19 protein-coding genes are annotated in these 17,610 nt (G+C 71.5%); 8 read left to right on the forward strand and 11 right to left on the reverse strand.

The window, feature by feature from the left end; all coding sequences use genetic code 11:
* Window positions 1–89 precede the first annotated feature (89 nt).
* The 3 genes from AACH11_RS19180 (at window position 90) to AACH11_RS19190 (ending at window position 1,775) form a co-directional block, all read left to right on the forward strand.
* Window positions 90–332: a hypothetical protein gene (locus AACH11_RS19180; protein ID WP_341375874.1), complete on the forward strand. Its 243-nt coding sequence runs from the start codon at window positions 90–92 to the stop codon at window positions 330–332.
* A 70-nt stretch (window positions 333–402) separates the two neighbouring features.
* Complete coding sequence (locus tag AACH11_RS19185) at window positions 403–1,284, forward strand: hypothetical protein (RefSeq protein ID WP_341375875.1); 882 nt, start codon at window positions 403–405, stop codon at window positions 1,282–1,284.
* Between the two features lie 248 nt (window positions 1,285–1,532).
* Window positions 1,533–1,775 (forward strand): hypothetical protein, encoded by a 243-nt coding sequence (locus AACH11_RS19190; protein ID WP_341375876.1) that lies wholly within the window; start codon window positions 1,533–1,535, stop codon window positions 1,773–1,775.
* A 179-nt stretch (window positions 1,776–1,954) separates the two neighbouring features.
* Here the strand turns inward: AACH11_RS19190 and AACH11_RS19195 are convergent, their stop codons facing one another.
* On the reverse strand, window positions 1,955–2,791 hold the full coding sequence (locus AACH11_RS19195) for a class III extradiol dioxygenase family protein (RefSeq protein ID WP_341375877.1): 837 nt from the start codon (window positions 2,789–2,791) through the stop codon (window positions 1,955–1,957).
* A gap of 35 nt (window positions 2,792–2,826) precedes the next feature.
* Entirely contained in the window at window positions 2,827–3,186 is a 360-nt protein-coding gene (locus AACH11_RS19200) for a protocatechuate 4,5-dioxygenase subunit alpha (protein WP_341375901.1), read from the reverse strand.
* Window positions 3,187–3,312: 126 nt separating this feature from the next.
* On the opposite strand from AACH11_RS19200, the gene AACH11_RS19205 reads away from it, so the two are divergent.
* Window positions 3,313–4,212 carry a LysR family transcriptional regulator gene (locus AACH11_RS19205; protein WP_341375878.1) on the forward strand — a complete coding sequence of 300 codons (900 nt, stop codon included), beginning with the start codon at window positions 3,313–3,315 and terminating at the stop codon, window positions 4,210–4,212.
* 33 nt (window positions 4,213–4,245) lie between these two features.
* Here AACH11_RS19205 and AACH11_RS19210 read toward each other — a convergent pair whose 3' ends face one another.
* The 8 genes from AACH11_RS19210 to AACH11_RS19245 form a co-directional block, all read right to left on the reverse strand.
* A complete protein-coding gene (locus AACH11_RS19210) occupies window positions 4,246–5,262 on the reverse strand; it encodes an aldo/keto reductase (protein WP_341375879.1) in 1,017 nt (338 codons plus the stop codon).
* 120 nt (window positions 5,263–5,382) lie between these two features.
* Window positions 5,383–6,339, reverse strand: a complete 957-nt coding sequence (locus AACH11_RS19215; RefSeq protein ID WP_341375880.1) for a Gfo/Idh/MocA family oxidoreductase — start codon at window positions 6,337–6,339, stop codon at window positions 5,383–5,385.
* Window position 6,340: 1 nt separating this feature from the next.
* Window positions 6,341–7,195, reverse strand: a complete 855-nt coding sequence (locus tag AACH11_RS19220) for a class III extradiol dioxygenase subunit beta (protein WP_341375881.1) — start codon at window positions 7,193–7,195, stop codon at window positions 6,341–6,343.
* A gap of 8 nt (window positions 7,196–7,203) precedes the next feature.
* A complete protein-coding gene (gene ligA / locus AACH11_RS19225; RefSeq protein WP_341375882.1) occupies window positions 7,204–7,665 on the reverse strand; it encodes a protocatechuate 4,5-dioxygenase subunit alpha in 462 nt (153 codons plus the stop codon).
* Between the two features lie 17 nt (window positions 7,666–7,682).
* Entirely contained in the window at window positions 7,683–8,645 is a 963-nt protein-coding gene (locus tag AACH11_RS19230) for an amidohydrolase family protein (RefSeq protein WP_341375883.1), read from the reverse strand.
* A gap of 139 nt (window positions 8,646–8,784) precedes the next feature.
* Entirely contained in the window at window positions 8,785–9,774 is a 990-nt protein-coding gene (locus tag AACH11_RS19235; protein ID WP_341375884.1) for a Bug family tripartite tricarboxylate transporter substrate binding protein, read from the reverse strand.
* Between the two features lie 153 nt (window positions 9,775–9,927).
* A complete protein-coding gene (gene ligK, locus AACH11_RS19240) occupies window positions 9,928–10,611 on the reverse strand; it encodes a 4-carboxy-4-hydroxy-2-oxoadipate aldolase/oxaloacetate decarboxylase (RefSeq protein ID WP_341375885.1) in 684 nt (227 codons plus the stop codon).
* A gap of 30 nt (window positions 10,612–10,641) precedes the next feature.
* Complete coding sequence (locus AACH11_RS19245; protein ID WP_341375886.1) at window positions 10,642–11,670, reverse strand: amidohydrolase family protein; 1,029 nt, start codon at window positions 11,668–11,670, stop codon at window positions 10,642–10,644.
* A 277-nt stretch (window positions 11,671–11,947) separates the two neighbouring features.
* Between AACH11_RS19245 and AACH11_RS19250 the strand changes: the two genes are divergently transcribed.
* Window positions 11,948–12,607, forward strand: coding sequence for a response regulator transcription factor (locus tag AACH11_RS19250; protein WP_341375887.1), 660 nt, complete (start codon window positions 11,948–11,950; stop codon window positions 12,605–12,607).
* Window positions 12,604–14,169, forward strand: coding sequence for a sensor histidine kinase (locus AACH11_RS19255; RefSeq protein WP_341375888.1), 1,566 nt, complete (start codon window positions 12,604–12,606; stop codon window positions 14,167–14,169). The genes AACH11_RS19250 and AACH11_RS19255 overlap by 4 nt, the downstream gene beginning before the upstream one ends.
* A 116-nt stretch (window positions 14,170–14,285) precedes the next feature.
* Here the strand turns inward: AACH11_RS19255 and AACH11_RS19260 are convergent, their stop codons facing one another.
* Window positions 14,286–15,233, reverse strand: a complete 948-nt coding sequence (locus AACH11_RS19260; RefSeq protein ID WP_341375889.1) for a LysR family transcriptional regulator — start codon at window positions 15,231–15,233, stop codon at window positions 14,286–14,288.
* Window positions 15,234–15,378: 145 nt separating this feature from the next.
* Between AACH11_RS19260 and AACH11_RS19265 the strand changes: the two genes are divergently transcribed.
* Window positions 15,379–16,566 (forward strand): acetyl-CoA C-acyltransferase family protein, encoded by a 1,188-nt coding sequence (locus tag AACH11_RS19265; protein ID WP_341375890.1) that lies wholly within the window; start codon window positions 15,379–15,381, stop codon window positions 16,564–16,566.
* A 144-nt stretch (window positions 16,567–16,710) separates the two neighbouring features.
* Window positions 16,711–17,562 (forward strand): 3-hydroxybutyryl-CoA dehydrogenase, encoded by an 852-nt coding sequence (locus AACH11_RS19270; protein WP_341375891.1) that lies wholly within the window; start codon window positions 16,711–16,713, stop codon window positions 17,560–17,562.
* Window positions 17,563–17,610: the final 48 nt, after the last annotated feature.

The following is a 17,610-nucleotide window of genomic DNA, read 5'->3' on the forward strand; positions in this document are numbered from 1 at the left end:
CTGACACGCGGCTTGTCCGGCGGCCGACTTCAGATCCGCCGGGCCCGCTCCTACAGTGGCTTCCACACCGACACGCCCAGGAGCCCGCCATGACCCCGATGCCGCAGACCTTTGTCCACCCGTTCGCGATGATGCTGGACCCGCAGGCCGTGATGGCCCGCGTCGAGTCGTCCGAGCGACTGGATCGCCTGCAGCGCCGCGTCTGCCGGCCGCTGGACCGGCCGCTGCTGGCACGCCGCGACGGCAGCCCGCTGGCCCGTCAGACCGTGATCGACGACAGCAGCGACGACGATCTGGACGTCGCGGCGGACCAGGACGGGCAGGGCGCCTGAGTCCTGCACCCCGACCGTCGGCCTGTCGCCAGCGAGACGGGCCGATCTGGCCGGGTCCACCGCCTCCACGATGCCCATCGCCCCCGCCCTCCGTCTGGCCGCCGGCCTGGCCTGTGCCGGCCTGCTGACGCTCGGCTGCACGCCGGCGCCCCGGGTGCGCACACTGGCCATCGACGAGCCCGGCGCCCAGGCCTGGGAACTCGATGGCCCGGACCTGCCGGGCTTGCGGCGGTTGGCCGAAACGCTCTGTCCCCACGGCCCCCAGACCCTGCGCGCCGGCGAGAACAGCCCCCACGGCAGCATGCTGGCCCGTGGCGGCCTGTGGGGGGAACGCCACGCGCAACTGATGCTGCGCTGTCCGCCACCGCCGTCCGGTCCGGTGGCGATGGCGGCCCAGGGCCTGCCGCCGGCCGCGATGGCGGCGGCGAATCCCGCCAGCGCGGCGGCATCGGCGCCCAGGATGCCGACCACGGCAACCACCATGGCGGCCACGAGCGCCACAACGGCCACAGCGGCCGCAGCCGCTGCGACCGCCGCCTCGGCGGCGACGCTGCCGAAGCCGAGCGCGACGACACCGGTGGCCGCACCCGCCAAACCGGCGCCCAAGGCCGTGGCGACGGCCGGTCGCAAGACCCCGGCCCGGGCCAGCCCCCCGGTCGCCAGCCGCGGCGAGACGCCGCCGCGCCCGCTGGCAGCCGCGGCCAGTCTGCCGGAGGCCCGCGCCGCATCGGCCACATCCGCAGCATCCGCCACGGCGGCCGGCACCCCGGCGATGCCGAGCGCCGCATCGGCCTCGTCAGCGGCGACAGCCGACGGGGCGCGATCAGCACGCGGCACGGCCACGTCGCCCCGCGTCGAGCCGGTGACACCGGGGATCCCGCCAGCGCCTCCGGTGGTGCGTCGCGCCTGGTTCTCCAAGGATGATCTGCCTGAGGTGCCGTTCGGCTGGTGATCGGCTGATCAGGCGATCAGGCGATCAGGCGCCCCGGGAGCGGGCGGCACCGTCCACCGCGGGCCGTCATGCGGGGTGCCCGTTGCGGGCATTTCGCGCTCCTGAAACCGTGACGATGTTCGTTATGTAAAACATCAGGGTGGGCTATACTTGCAGCCCCGGTCAGAAGACGCATGCACCCATGCGGCGGTGCCGCCGCCCCGGACGGCGCCGTGCTGTCCATCCTGACCTCGTGCACTTCCATACCCATGGCCAAAGCCGATACCAAGACCACGATCGATGCCGACGGGCTGCGTTACCGCAGCAAGACCCCGGGTTCGCCGTTCACCGCGGCGGGCGCTTTCGGGGCTGCCACGATGTCCTGTTTCCTGTGCGGCAAGCACCGCCCCCGCAGCCAGCTGAAGTCGCGCCGTCTGCTCGGCAAGGCCCAGTTCGTCTGCGCGCCCAGCTGCAAGGAAGCCGAGGCCGCGGCCACCGCGCCGAAGGCCTGATCCACCCGTCGCCCGCCGGATGCATGCCGGTCAGCCGTCGCCATCGCACGGCTGACCGCATCGCCTGACAACCGGCACCCGGCACACGGCCATGACGAAAAGCCCGCTCTCGGCGGGCTTTGTCATTTCCGACTCCGGCATCCGGCACACGGCTCGGACGCCGGGCCGGAGAGTCGCACTCAGCGCGGCTCGAACAGCATCAGGCCAGCCGCCGTGTTGCTGATCGGGATGTGGTAGTTGCGGTGCAGCTCGGCCACCCGCTCACCCAGCATGCCGCGCGCCGTCAGCCACATCAGCAGCTCGATGCCCTGGGTGCCGGCCTGCTCGACCAGCTGGTGGGTGTCGAACTGCGTGGCCCAGGTCGGGTTCTCGGCCAGGCTGTCCATGAACTGCAGGTCGAAGGGCTTGTTGATGAAGCCCGCCCGTTCGCCGTCGAGCTGGTGGCTGAGGCCGCCGGTGCCCAGCACCAGCACCCGTTCGTCGCTGTCCCAGCTCTCGATGCCGCGGCGCAGCGACTGGCCCAGCTTCCAGCAGCGCCTGGCGCTCAGGATCGGCGCCTGGACGGTGTTCAGGCACACCGGCACCACCTTGACCGGCCATTTCTGGTCCGGCCACAGCAGGGCCATCGGCAGCGTGAACGCGTGGTCGACCACCATCTCCTGGCAGGTCACCGGATCGAACTCGTCGTCGACCAGCTGCTGGACCAGGTGCCAGGACAGCGGCGTCTGGCCGCGGAAGGCCGGCACCTGTGGGATGCCCCAGCCCTCGTCGGCATTGCGGTACTCGCTCGCGCAGCCGATGGCGAAGGTCGGCATCTGGTCGAGGAAGAAGTTCAGGCCGTGGTCGTTGTAGACGACGACGACGGTGTCCGGGCGGGTCTCGGCGATCCACTGGCGCACCGGCACGAAGCCGTCGAAGAACGGCTTCCAGTACGGGTCCTGCTGCAGGGACTTGGCGATCGCCCCGCCGATCGCGGGCACGTGGGAGGTGGTGATGCCACCGATGATGCGGGCCATGGTGTGGGTCTCCGGTTCGGGTGTCGGTGGGCGGATCAGGTCTGGTCGCGCGCGGCCAGCAGCTTGGCCTTGAAGGCCTCCTTGCTCATGCCGGTCTGCTGGGCGCCGATGTCCTGCATGTCCAGGCCGAAGATGCCGGCGAACTTGGCCAGGTAGTAGGCGTTGCCGCCGGCGTCGATCAGCTGCAGCACGTTGCGGGCGCGGATGGCCTCGCGCTGCTGCGGGTTCAGTCCGTACTTCGCACAGTACGCGTCCTCGTCGTCGACGAAGGCCTGGCGGTTGGCCGCGTCGTTGAACGACCAGCACATCTTGTTCAGGGCGTAGCCCTTCATGGCCTCCTCGGGGCCGAAGATGACGGTGCCGGGAATCTCGGGGTGCGGGGTCTTGGCGCTCATCGCGGTCTCCTGCTTGTCCTGGGTCAAGGCGGCGCTCGATCGCTTCATCGGCGCCGGCCTCGGGGTGTGGACCGCAGTGTCGGGCGCGGCATCATGCTGAAAAAGCGCCCCACCCCGATGCGACACATGAACGGAATCGATGGATCGAGCCTCGACGGCGCGCTGCTGCAGCTGCTGGTGGCGGTGATCGAGGAAGGCGCGGTCACGCGGGCGGCCGATCGTCTGGGGCTGACGCAGTCGGCGGTCAGCCATGGGCTGGACCGGCTGCGGGCGATCACCGGTGATCCGCTGTTCGTGCGCTCGGGCCGCGGCATCGTGCCGACCTCGCGCGCGCTGGCGCTGCTGCCCCGCGCCCGCGCCCTGCTCGACGGCCTGCGCCAGTTCGCCACCGCCGACGGCTTCGAGCCGTCCCAGTTCAGCGGCACGCTGACGGTGGCCGCCAACGATCTGCAGCGCGATCTGCTGCTGCCGCCGCTGCTCGACCGGCTGCGCGCGGTGGCGCCGGGCCTGAGCCTGCGCGTGATCCCGTCCGGCGTGCCGACGGCCGAGATGCTGCGCGACGGCCATTGCCAGGCCGTGGTCTCGCCGCGGCCGCCGCCGGCCGGCGATCTGCTGCACGTGCGGCTGTTCGAGGAGCGCTGGGCGGTGTTCCACGATCCGGCGCAGCGCGCGGCGCCCGCCGATCTGGCCGACTGGCTGGCGGCCGACCATGTGACGGTGGTCTACGAGCCGCGCCGGGTGCTGGATCTGGACCAGCAGCTGGAGGACCGCGGACTGCGGCGGCGCTTCGTCGCCACGGTGCCGGGCTTCGCCGGCCTGCCCGCCTTCATCCGCGGCAGCCGCCGGCTGTGCACGGCGCCCGCGCTGCTGGCACGCGGCCTGCTGGCCGGGCTGGCCGCCAGCGAGCCGCCGCTGCCCTGCCCGCCGCTGCCGATGTACCTGATCTGGCACGCGCGGCACCAGGACGATCCGCTGCACCGCTGGCTGCGCCAGGGGCTGCAGGACTGCGCGCGCGCCCTGCCCTGATCCGGCGGCTCCGGCTCCGGCTCCGGCTCCGGCTCAGGCCCAGGTCTCGGTATCGACCTCGGCCGCGTTGGCCGCGTTGTAGCGCGCCCCCCGGATGGCCGCCGGCTGGAACAGCTGGTCCAGCCGCGCCAGCAGATCCGGGCCGAGGGTGACGGCCGCCGCCCCGAGGTTCTCGCCCAGGTGATCGACCGAGGTCGTGCCCGGGATCGGGATCACGTGATCGCCCTGGGCCAGCAGCCAGGCCAGCGAGAGCTGGGCTGGCGTGCAACCGGCCTCGCGGGCCAGATCCACGAAGCCGCCCGCACGGTCGAGCAGCTGCAGGTTGTCCGCGTAGTGCGCGGGCTCGAAGCGCGGCATCGCGCGGCGGATGTCCTTGTCGGGCAGCGTGCCGACGTCGCGCAAGGTGCCGGGCAGGAAGCCGCGGGCCACCGGGCTGAAGGCGACGAAGGCCACGCCCAGCTCGCGGCAGGCCTGCAGCACCGCGATCTCGGCATTGCGGCTCCACAGCGAGTATTCGGTCTGCAGCGCGGCCACCGGATGCACGGCGTGGGCCCGGCGCAGGATCGGCGCCGAGACCTCGGACAGGCCGATCGCGCGGATCTTGCCCGCCTCCTTCAGCCGCACCAGCGCGCCCATCGACTCCTCGATCGGCACCGCCTTGTCCCAGCGGTGCAGGTAGTAGAGGTCGATCACGTCGGTGCCCAGGCGCTGCAGGCTGGCCTCGCAGTCGCGGATCAGGCTCTCGGGCCGGCCGTCGATCACGCGCTGCAGCGTGCCGCCGGCGCCGGTGGGCTGACCCGTCATGCCGCCCTTGCTGCACAGCGTGATGCGCGCGCGGTGCGCCTTGAGCACCGGCCCGACCAGGCGCTCGTTGGCACCGAAGCCGTAGAGCGCGGCCGTGTCGAACAGCGTGACGCCCTGGTCGAGCGCGGCCTGCAGCACGGCGCGGCCCTGCTCGGGCAGGGGCGGCACGCCGTAGGCGTGGCTGAGGTTCATGCAGCCCAGGCCGATGGCGCTGACGGGAAACGGACCGATGTGTCGCTGGAGCATGGGAGGAGGACGTGAGGGACCTGGATGGATCGGGAGGGCCCCGGAAAGGCCTTCCGGATGGACGACGGCGCCCGCCATCTTCCACGATGACGGGCGCCGAGGGGTGGGCCGCGATCAGGCTCAGCCCGCCAGCTGCTGCTCCAGATCGTGCAGCACCTGGTAGCACGGCAGCACGCTGGCCACGCTGGCGTTGGGCTGGCGGCCCTCGCGGATGGCGGCGAAGAACTCGCGGTCCTGCAGCTCGATGCCGTTCATCGACACGTCCACCTGGGACACGTCGATCTTCTCCTCCTTGCCGTTGACCAGATCGTCGTAGCGGGCGATGTAGGTGCCGGTGTCGCCGATGTAGCGGAAGAAGGTGCCCAGCGGGCCGTCGTTGTTGAAGCTCAAGCTCAGCGTGCAGATCGCGCCGTTGGCGGCCTTGAGCTGGATGCTCATGTCCATCGCGATGCCGAGTGCCGGATGGATCGGGCCCTGCACGGCGTTGGCCTTCACGATCGGGCTGCCGGCCTGGTAGGCGAACAGGTCGACGGTGTGCGCGGCGTGGTGCCACAGCAGGTGGTCGGTCCAGCTGCGCGGCTGGCCCAGCGCGTTCATGTTGGTGCGGCGGAAGAAGTAGGTCTGCACATCCATCTGCTGGATGTTGAACTCGCCGGCGGCGATCTTCTTGTGCACGAACTGGTGGCTGGGATTGAAGCGGCGGGTGTGGCCGCACATGGCCACCTTGCCCGTCTTCTCGGCCAGTTCGACCACCTCCCGGCCTTCGGCCAGCACGTCGCACAGCGGGATCTCGACCTGCACGTGCTTGCCGGCCTTCAGGCAGGCCAGGGTCTGGCTGGCGTGCATCTGCGTGGGCGTGCACAGGATGACGGCATCGACCTGCGGCAGCGCCAGGCTGTCGGCCAGATCGGTGGTGACGTGCTTGACGCCGTACTTGTCGGCGACCTCGCGCGTCTTCTCCAGGTCACGGCTGATCAGCGAGACGACCTCGACGTCGCCGATGTTCTTGATGCCGTCCAGGTGCTTGATGCCGAAGGCACCGGCGCCGGCCAGCGCGACCTTGATCTTGCTGCTCATGTCAGTTGTTCTCCAGGATGAGGTGACCCACGGCCGTGTTCGATGCCGGCACATGGTAGAAGCGGTGCTTGACGGTGGGCGTGGGCCCGCCCTTGACGTCGGCCATCGCGCCACGCGCGATCAGCCACATCACCAGCTCGATGCCCTCGCTGCCCGCCTCGCGGACGTAGTCGATGTGCGGGGTCGTGGCGCAGCCGGCCGGATCGGTGATCAGCTTGTCGAGCCAGGCGTTGTCCCAGTCGCGGTTGATCAGGCCGGCACGCGGGCCCTGCAGCTGGTGGGTCATGCCGCCGGTGCCCCAGATCTGCACGTTCAGGTCCTCGTCGAAGCTCTCGACGGCCTTGCGGATGGCCTTGCCCAGCTCGAAGCAGCGGCGGCCCGAAGGCACCGGGTACTGCACGACGTTGACGGCGAACGGGATCACCTTGAACGGCCAGGCCTCGGGCTGACCGCACATCAGCGACAGCGGCACGGTCAGGCCGTGGTCGACGTCCATCTTGTTGACGATGGTGAGGTCGAAGTCGTCCTGGATCACCGACTGGCTGATGTGGGCCGCCAGCTCCGGATGGCCGATGACCTTGGGCACCGGGCGCGGGCCCCAGCCCTCGTCGGCCGGCTGGAACTCGGCCGCGCAGCCGATGGCGAAGGTCGGGATCAGCTCCAGGCTGAAGGCCGTGGCATGGTCGTTGTAGACCAGGAAGACGACGTCGGGCTTGTTGTCCTTCATCCACTGCTTGCTCGGCTCGTAGCCGGCGAACAGCGGTTGCCAGTACGGCTCGGTGGACTTGCCCAGATCGACGGCCGCGCCGATGGCCGGCACGTGCGAGGTGTAGACGGATGCGGTGATGCGCGCCATGCGGAGCCTCAGTTCTTCTGCGCTGCCGAGGCCCGCGCGGCCTGGCCGCCGGCGCCCTGCGGCTGGTTGTGCGGCTGGGCGTCGCCGTTCTCGCCCAGGTAGCGGTTGCCCTCGACGCTGCGGCCACCGGCCAGCATCATGGCCATGTACTCGTCCTGGGTCATGCCGGTCATGGTGGCGGCCATGTACTGGAAGCTCTTGCCGTCGGTCGCGCCGATCTTGGCCAGGAAGTAGATGTTGCCGCCCAGGCTGATGCAGCGGTTCAGGTCACGGGCCAGCACGGCCAGCTTCTGGTCCTCGGTCATCGGCCATTCGTCGAGGTAGGCCCGCTCGTCGGCCTTGAAGCGCTCGCGGTTGGGCGCCTTCATCAGGCTCATGCAGAACTGGTTGAGGTGGTAACCCTTGCGGCTCTGCTCCGCATCGAAGATGGTGGTGCCCGGGATGTCGGTGTAGGGCTTGTCGAGTGCCATCGTGAAGGCTCCTGGCGTTAGTTCGCTTCTTCAGGCCAGTAGAGGCGCATCGGGTTGTCGACCAGCAGCTGGCGCTGCAGCTCGGCCGTCGGTGCGATCTGCGGGATGAAGTCGACCAGCAGGCCGTCGTCGGGCATGTGGTCCTTGAGGTTGGGGTGCGGCCAGTCGGTGCCCCACAGCACGCGGTCGGGGAACTCCTCGACCACCTTGCGGGCGAAGGGCACCACGTCCTGGTAGTAGCCGGCGGCGCCCTGCCCGCCTGCCGCGTCCAGCGCACCCGGCAGCGCCTTCGGGCCGGTGGCCGACAGGCGCTCGGGGCAGCTGACCTTGCTCCAGACGTTCTTGTGCTCGCGCATGAACTTCAGGAACAGCGCGAACTCGGGCCCGTCGACCGGCTTGCCCACGTCCGGCCGGCCCATGTGGTCGACGACGACGGTGGTCGGCAGCGCGGTGAAGAAGTCCCACAGCTCGGGCAGGTCCACCGCCTCGAAGTAGATGACGACGTGCCAGCCCAGCTTGGCGATGCGCCCGGCGATCTCCAGCAGCTCGTCCTTGGGCGTGAAGTCGACCAGGCGCTTGACGAAGTTGAAGCGCACGCCGCGCACGCCGGCGGCGTGCAGGGCCTGCAGCTCCTCGTCGGTGACCGAGCGCTTGACGGTGGCCACGCCGCGCGCCTTGCCGCCGCTGGCCAGGCAGGCGTCGACCATGGCGCGGTTGTCGGCGCCGTGGCAGGTGGCCTGCACGATCACGTTGCGGGCGAAGCCCAGGTGGTCGCGCAGCGCGTACAGCTCGTGCTTGGACGCGTCACACGGCGTGTACTTGCGCTCGGGCGCATAGGGGAACTCGGCGCCCGGGCCGAAGACATGGCAGTGGGCGTCGACGGCGCCGGCCGGCAGCTGGAAACGCGGCGTGCTGGGGCCGGCGTACCAGTCCAGCCAGCCGGCGGTCTTGCTGAAGTCACCCGAGGTGGGCTTGCTCATCGCGAGGGTCCTTGTCACTCGAAGAATGGGAGAGGGCCGCCGTGCGTCCGGTGCACGGCGACCGATGCGGTGGCCGACCTCGGGCTGCCGCCATCGTCACGGCCCCGCCGAGGCGCTCGGGCGGGGGCCGGCGCGGCGATCAGTCCAGCGAGGCCTTGGCCCGCTTGATCACGTCGGCATAGACGGCCGACTGCTGGGCGATGGTCTGCGCGAACTGCGCGCGCGTGACCGGGAAGGTCTCGTAGCCGAAGGTGGCGTAGCGCTCCTTCAGGTCGGGCTCGGCCAGCACCGCCTCGATGTCCTTCTGGATCTTGTCGGCGATGGCCGGCGGCAGGCCCTTGGGCGCGGCGATGGTGGTCCAGCCGGTGACCTCGTAGCCGGCCGGGCCGCCCGATTCGGCGACCGTGGGCAGGTCCGGGAAGGCCGGATGGCGCTTCGGGCCGGTGACGGCGATGAACTTGATCTTGCCGCTCTTCTGCAGCGGGCCGGCCGTGGCCAGCGAGCCCAGCGACCAGTTCAGCTCACCGTTGGCCACGCCGGTGTAGAGCATCGACGTCTCCTTGTAGATGACGTGCTGCATCTCGGTGCCGGTCATCGCCTCCAGCAGGGCCGAGCCCAGGTGCACCGGGTTGCCCACGCTCCAGGAGCCGTAGTTCAGCTGGCCCGGCCGCGCCTTGGCATCGGCCACGATGTCGCCGACGGTCTTGTACTTGCTGCCCGCGCCCACGCCGACGAAGAAGTAGGTGCGGAACAGCGGCGCGATCGGATCGAAGTCCTTGACCGGGTCGTAGGGCAGCTTCTTGAACAGGTGCGGATAGGCCACCAGGTGGACGTTGTCCAGCTGGATCAGGTCATGGCCGTCGGCGGCCGCACGCTTGAAGCTGTCGATGGCGATGAAGCCGTTGGCGCCCGGCTTGTTCTCGACGATGACGGGCTTGCCCCACTTCTTCTGCAGCTTCTCGGCCACGATGCGCAGCACGGCCTCGGGGCCGGCGCCGGCCGGGAACGGCGTGACGATGCGCACGGCCTTGGTCGGGAACTCCTGGGCCAGGGCCGTGGTGGGGCCGACGGCGGCCAGGGCCGCGAAGGCGGCGGCGGCGAGCGCGAAGGTGCGGCGGGGCGAGGTCATCATCTGTCTCCGGTCAGGGGGTGGCCGTGCGCGGACGGGATGCCCGCGACGCGGCAAGGTATCGGCACGGGCCGTCCCGGCTGCAGCCGGGAAGACCCGCACGGGTCAGGTCGCCGGCCCGCTCTCTGCGGCGGGCTTGCCGGCGGCCGGGGTTCAGTCGATGTAGCGCAGGCCGGCCTTGGCCAGCGGTTCGCGCATCTTGTACATGTCCAGGCCCAGCACGCCGGCGGCCAGTTGCTCGCGCTTGGCGCCTTCATTGGCCTCGCGGGCCTGGGCGGCGGCCAGGGTCTCGGCCGCGCGGGCCTTGGGCACGCAGACCACGCCGTCGTCGTCGGCGACGATGACGTCGCCCGGGGTCACCGACATGCCGGCGCACACCACCGGGATGTTGACCGAGCCGATGGTGGCCTTGATCGTGCCCTTGCTGCTGATGCACTTGCTCCAGACCGGGAAGCCCATGCGGGTCAGCTCCTTGACATCGCGCACGCCGGCGTCGATGACCAGGGCACGCGCGCCGCGGGCCATGAAGCTGGTGGCCAGCAGGTCGCCGAAGTAGCCGTCGGTGCACTCGGCGGTGATGGCGGCCACCACGATGTCGCCCGGCTGCACCTGCTCGGCGGCCACGTGCATCATCCAGTTGTCGCCCGGGTGCAGCAGCACGGTCACGGCCGTGCCGCTGACCTGCGCGCCGGCGTAGATCGGCCGCATGTAGGGCTTGAGCAGGCCGACGCGGCCCATCGATTCATGCACCGTGGCGCTGCCGAGCGCGGCCAGCGCGTCGGTGGTGGCGCGGTCGGCGCGGGTGATGTTGCGGTAGACGACACCGAGTTCGTACATGGTGGGTTCCTCAGCTGGGGATCGGGGGCGTCACTTGCCCTGGGCGGACAGACGCTGGTCGAGGCGGGCGAACACGCGGCGCGCGTTGCCCTCGTAGATCTGCTGCTTCTCGGCGGCGCTGAGCTGGGTGCTGGCCTCGATGTAGCGCTTGGTGTCGTCGTAGTAGAAGCCGGTCTCCGGGTCGATGCCGCGCACCGCGCCGATCATTTCCGAGGCGAACAGGATGTTCTTGACCGGAATCACCTTGGTCAGCAGGTCGATGCCCGGCTGGTGGTAGACGCAGGTGTCGAAGAAGATGTTGTTCAGCAGGTGCTCGGACAGCAGCGGCTTCTTCAGCTCCTGCGCCAGGCCGCGGAAACGGCCCCAGTGGTAGGGCACCGCGCCGCCGCCGTGCGGGATCAGGAACTTCAGCGTCGGGAAGTCCTTGAACAGGTCCGAGGTCAGGCACTGCATGAAGGCGGTGGTGTCCGCGTTCAGGTAGTGGGCGCCGGTGGTGTGGAAGCAGGCGTTGCAGCTGGTCGACACATGGACCATGGCCGGGATGTCGTACTCGACCATCTTCTCGTAGATGGGGTACCAGCTGCGGTCGGACAGCGGCGGGCTGGTCCAGTGGCCGCCCGACGGGTCCGGGTTCAGGTTGATGCCGACGTTGCCGTACTGCTCGACGCACTTGACCAGCTCGGGGATGCAGGTGGCCGGGTCCACGCCCGGGCTCTGCGGCAGCATGGCGGCCGGCACGAAATGGTCGGGGAAGAGCTGGCTGACGCGATAGCACAGCTCGTTGCAGATCGCCGCCCAGGTCGACGAGACGTTGAAGTCGCCGATGTGGTGGGCCATGAAGCTGGCGCGCGGGCTGAAGATGGTCAGGTCCGAGCCGCGCTCGCGCATCTTGGCCAGCTGGTTCAGCTCGATGGTCTCGCGCAGCTCGTCGTCGCTGATCTTCAGGTCGCTGACCTTCGGCATCACCGACGGGTCCTTGATGCCGGCGATCTGCTGGTTGCGCCAGGTCTCGAGCGCCTTCGGGGCGGTGGTGTAGTGGCCGTGGACGTCGATGATCATGGCGGCGGTCTCTTTGAGGTGTCGGATCTGGGGGCGCCCACGCCGGACCGGGGTGAGCTGGATCAAGCCGGGTGGATTCTGCGATCGGCCGATCTGCGCACACAGGCATGGCCTGCACTAGCAGCTATGCCCGCACGGCATGAGCGCACGCCATGAGATCCGCGCCACAGCGCATAAGCTCAGGCTGGCTTCAGGTCCGCGGCGCACAAGCACGGACGGGGGCCCGCCACACCGGGCGGCCCTGCCCTGCCGTCCGCCACTGCCCTGCCCCGCGTCCATGCGCCTGCTCCTGCTCGAAGACGACCCCACCCTGGGCTCCGGCCTGCACGACTACCTGCGGGCCGAAGGCCACCAGATCGACTGGTGCCGCAGCCTGGCCGAGGTGCGGCTGCGCGAGGCCGAGCCCTACGACGTCTGGCTGGTCGACTGGAACCTGCCCGATGGCTCCGGCCTGCAGTGGCTGCGCGGGCGCCGCGACCGCGGCCTGGACACCACCGCCGTGGTGCTGACCGCCCGCGACCAGCTGGCCGACCGCATCGACGGCCTGGACAGCGGCGCCGACGACTACCTGGTCAAGCCCTTCGCGGTCGAGGAACTGGTGGCCCGGCTGCGGGCCATCGACCGCCGCCGCACCGGTGGCCTGGGCCGGCGCAGCTACGGCCGGGTCGAGATCGATTTCAACGCCCGCGCGGTGTGGGCCGACGGCCAGCCGGTGGAGCTGACCGCCCGCGAGTGGACGCTGCTGCAGACGCTGGCCCGCCGCGCCGGCCGCATCGTCTCGGCGCCCGAGCTGGAGCAGCTGGTGCTCGGCGGCGACCATGAGCTGGCCAGCAATGCGCTGCAGGTCCATGTCTCCCACCTGCGCGCCAAGCTCGGTCGCGACCTGATCGAGACGGTGCGCGGCCTGGGCTACCGGCTGCGCAGCGGCACCGCATGAAGCCCGGCCCACGCCCGCGGGGCACGACCTCGATCCGCCGTCGCGTCGGCCTGAGCGTGCTGGCCGCGACCCTGGCCGGCGGCGTGCTGACCACCGGGGTGGTCTGGCTGGTGGTGCGCATCGAGACCCACGAGCTGCTCGACCAGGGCCTGCGCGAGAGCGCCGCCCTGCTCGCGCCCGCCATGCTCAGCGCGACGACGGACACCGCGCCGCCGTGGACGGTGCGGCCGCACCGCGACGGCCGGCACCTGGCCTGGCAACTGATCGACGTGGCCGACGGCGGGATCCGCCGCCAGTCGCGCCACGCGCCGGCCGGGCCCATGCTGCCGCCGGCCCGGCTGCAGACCCTGGCGCCGCCGCAGACCGCGGCGGCCGGGGACGCCCCGCTGGTCGAACCCGGCCAGCCCTCCGACAGCAGCGACGGCCGCTGGCGCGTCGTCGCCCTGCCGCTGCCGCTGGCACGCCCGGCCTGGCTGCTGGTCGCCCACAGCGAAGCCGAGCGGCGCGAGGTGGTGCGCGAGGCCGTGCGTCCGGTGCTGCTGACGCTGCTGGCCGGTGCCGGCCTGCTGGCCCTGCTGTGCGCCCTGCTGGTGCGGCGCGAGCTGCGGCCGCTGCAGCGCCTGTCCCAGGACGTGCACGACTACGACCCGCTGCGGCCGGACACCGCCCCGCAGCCCACCGGCCGGACCGAGCTGCAGCCGATCGCCGAGGCCGTCAGCGCACTCGGCCAGCGGCTGGCGCGCCGCATCCATGGCGAGCGGGCCTTCGGCGCCCATGCCGCCCATGCGCTGCGCACGCCGCTGGCCGGGCTCGACACCCAGCTGGCGCTGGCCCTGCGCGAGCTGCCGGCCGATCAGCAGGCCCGCGTGCGCGCGGCGCGCCAGGCCACGCAGCGCCTGATCCGCGTCAGCCAGGCCTTGCTGACGATGTTGCGCGCCGGCAGCGAACCCCGCCGCCAACGGCAGCCGCTGGACGATCTGGTGGCCTTGCTGGACCCGCAGCCCGCCGTCGTGCTGCCGCCGGGCCCGCTGCTGGAGGGCGATCCGGACCTGCTGGCGGCCGTGCTGCTGAATGCCCACGACAACGCCCGCCGCCATGGCGCACGACAGCTGACGATCACCATCACCCACCGGGCCGAGCCCGGCTCGGACACCCCCTGGCAGGAGCTGACCCTGCGCGACGACGGCCGCGGCTGCGACGCCGCCACCCGCGCCCGGCTGCGGGCCGGCCTGGCCGGGATCGAGTTCACCGACGACCCGGCGGAGGCCGCGGGCGGTGCAGGCCAGGCGGCAGGCCAGCCAGCGGGCCGGTCGTCGGGAAACCCGCAGGGCCGCCCGCACGACAGCCTGTCCGGCCGCCACCTGCCGCCGCCGCTCGACGGCCTGGGTCTGCCGCTGGCCGATCTGGTCGCGCGCGGCCACGGCGGCCGGCTGAGCCTGCCCGACGACAGCCCCGCCGACAGCTCCGAAGACCGTCCCGGTTTCACCCTGGTGCTGGCCTGGCCGCTGCCCGCGCCGGCACCACCGGCAACGGCAGACGACGCGCCTGAGTCGACCCGCTGAACCGACCGCCTGAACCAAGGGCCTGAACCAAGGGCCTGAACCAACGGCCTGGGCCGACCACCTGAACCCGCGGCCGATGCCCACCGGCAGGCGGCCCAACCCGGCCCGCTGCCCGCTCAGCCCGGGATCGACTGCGCCGCCGTGCCCTGCGGCAGCGCGCGGGCCAGCTCGGCCAGCAGGCGGGCCGTCTGCTGCTGCAGCGCGCCGCCGCGGCGCGTGGCCGACTGGGCCAGGCACAGCACCGTCGGCAGCCGGGGCTGCACCACCGGGCGCACCTGCAGCTGGTCGGCCCGGCCGCTGGCGGCCACCGCGCTGGCGTGCAGCACCGCATGGCCGTGGCCGGCGGCCACCAGATCGACGATGGCCGCCACGCTGGAGACCTCCCAGGCCACCTGCAAGGTGATGCCCGCCAGCATGGCCTGCGTCTCCAGCAGGCGGCGGATCACATGGCCGCGCTCGGGCGCGATCAGCGCGTAGCGCGGCAGATCGGCCAGCGCCACGCCCATGCCCGGCCCCGGCTGCGGCCCGGACGACGCGCCCGCCCCCGCCGGCATCGGCGAGACCAGGCACAGCGCCTCCTCGCTCAGCGGCGTGATCTGCAGGGCCGGCTGGGCCTCGGGGCTGTAGAGCAGGCCGAGGTCGACCCGGCCCGAGGTCAGCCATTCGATGATGTGGCTGGACAGGCCCTCGACCACGGCCAGACGGGCCCGCGGACAGCGCCGGGCGAAGGTCTCGATCAAGGGCAGCGTCAGCTGGCGGCCCAGCGAGGGCGGCAGGCCGACGGTGATGCGGCCCACCGGCTCGTCGCGCGAGGCGCCGAGATCGGCCTCGGCCTCGCGCACCGCCTGCAGGATGGCCTGGCCATGCGCGTACAGGCGCTGGCCGGCCTCGGTCAGCGTCACCCCGCGGCCGTTGCGCCGCAGCAGCGTCTCCCGCAGGTCGACCTCGAGGGCCCGCACCTGGCGGCTGAGCGCCGGCTGGGCGATGTCGAGCACCAGCGCGGCCTTGCTGAAGCTGCCGAGCTCGGCGACGTGGACGAAGTACTCGAGCTGGCGCAGGTTCATGGGAGCGCGAGCGTACCGCAGAGCCCCGGGCTGTCAGCCAGCCGCAATCGCCCGGGCTTAGCCTGACGGGATCCGGACGCGGACAGCCGCGGTCAGCGCGACGCCCGGAGCCCCGATCCACCCGAGATCCCCCGAGGAGCCCACCATGAGCCTGCCCCGCGACGTCTACCTCGTCAGCGCCTGCCGTACCGCCATCGGCACCTTCAACGGCACGCTGAAGGACACCCCCGCCTCCGAGCTGGCCACGCTGGTCGTGCGCGAGGCCGTGGCCCGCGCCGGCGTGGCCGCCGACAGCGTCGGCCATCTGGCCCTCGGCACCGTCGTCACCACCGAGCCGCGCGACTACTACCTGAGCCGCATCGCCGCCGTCAACGCCGGCCTGCCCAAGGAGACGCCGGCCTTCAACGTCAACCGGCTGTGCGGCTCGGGCCTGCAGGCCATCGTCTCGGCCGCGCAGGCGATCACCCTCGGCGACTGCGAGGTCGCCATCGGCGCCGGTGCCGAGACCATGTCGCGCGGCGGCTACCTGATGCCGGCCGCCCGCTTCGGCGCGCGCATGGGCGACACCCAGCTGCTGGACCTGATGACCGGCGCGCTGCACGACCCCTTCCACAAGATCCACATGGGCATCACGGCCGAGAACGTGGCCGAGCAGTTCGGCATCAGCCGTGAGCAGATGGACGCGCTGGCCGTGCAGAGCCACCAGCGCGCCAGCGCGGCGATCGCCGCCGGCCGCTTCAAGGCGCAGATCGTTCCGGTGCTGATCAAGAGCCGCAAGGGCGAGGTCGCCTTCGACACCGACGAGCACGTGAAGGCCGACACCACGCTGGAGATGCTGGCCAAAATGAAGCCGGCCTTCAAGAATGACGGCGCGGTGACGGCCGGCAATGCCTCGGGCATCAACGACGGCGCGTCCGCCGTGGTGCTGGCCTCGGCCGATGCGGTCAAGGCCCAGGGCCTGAAGCCGCTGGCGCGCCTGGTCGGCTATGCGCACGCCGGCGTCGAGCCGACGATCATGGGCATCGGCCCGGTACCGGCCACGCGCAAGGTGCTCGAGCGCTGCGGCCTGTCGGTGGCCGATCTTGACGTGATCGAGAGCAACGAGGCCTTCGCGGCCCAGGCCTGCGCGGTGGTCCAGGAACTCGGCCTCGATCCGGCCAAGGTCAACCCCAACGGCTCGGGCATCTCGCTGGGCCACCCGATCGGCGCCACCGGCTGCGTGATCACGACCAAGGCCGTCCACGAGCTGCACCGCACCGGCGGCCGCTACGCGCTGGTGACGATGTGCATCGGTGGCGGCCAGGGCATCGCCGCCATCTTCGAGCGCTGCTGAGCGGCGCCCGGGCCGCGGCCGCGCGCACGGCCTGCACGCGCCGCCGCGGCCCTGCCGCAGCGCAGCATGGCGTCCACCTGGACGCCATCTTCGGCTGCTAAGCTGGGGCCAGTCCCTTTCTCGACTCTCCCCGGAGCATCCCCCATGAGCAGCATCCAGACCGTCGGCGTGATCGGCGCCGGCACGATGGGCAACGGCATCGCGCAGGCCTGCGCGGTGGCCGGCGTCCCCGTCATCATGGTCGACATCAGCGAGGCCGCCGTGCAGCGCGGCCTGGCCACCCTCGCCTCCAGCCTGGAGCGCCTGGTCAAGAAGGACAAGCTGACGGCCGAAGCGCGCGACGCCGCGCTGGCCCGCGTCAGCACCAGCACCGACTACGCGGCGCTCAACGCCGCCCAGCTGGTGATCGAGGCCGCCACCGAGCAGCTCGCGCTCAAGCTCAAGATCCTCGGCCAGCTCGATGCCCAGCTGCCGGCCGAGGCCATCATCGCCAGCAACACCAGCTCGATCTCGATCACCCAGCTGGCCGCCGCCACGCAGCGCGCCGACCGCGTGATCGGCATGCACTTCTTCAACCCGGTGCCGATGATGGCGCTGGTCGAGGTGATCCGCGGCCTGCAGACCTCGGACGCCACCTTCGGCGCGGTGCAGGCGCTGGCCACCGCGCTGGGCAAGACGCCGATCGAGGTGCGCAACGCGCCGGGCTTCGTCGTCAACCGCCTGCTGGTGCCGATGATCAACGAGGCCTTCTTCGTGCTGCAGGAAGGCGTCTCCAAGCCCGAGGACATCGACGCGGCGATGAAGCTGGGCTGCAACCACCCGATCGGCCCGCTGGCACTGGCCGACCTGGTCGGGCTCGACACCTGCCTGGCGATCATGGAGGTCTACATGGCCCAGTTCCAGGACTCCAAGTACCGCCCGGCCCCGCTGCTGCGCGAGTACGTGGCCGCCGGCTGGCTGGGCCGCAAGAGCGGGCGCGGCGTCTACAGCTACTGAGGTCCCGCGGGACGGGCGCTCCATGTCCCGGCGCCGGGGCGGGTGCCG

The sequence above is a fragment of the Pseudaquabacterium rugosum genome (genome assembly GCF_038066575.1).
GTDB classification, from domain to species: domain Bacteria; phylum Pseudomonadota; class Gammaproteobacteria; order Burkholderiales; family Burkholderiaceae_C; genus Pseudaquabacterium; species Pseudaquabacterium rugosum.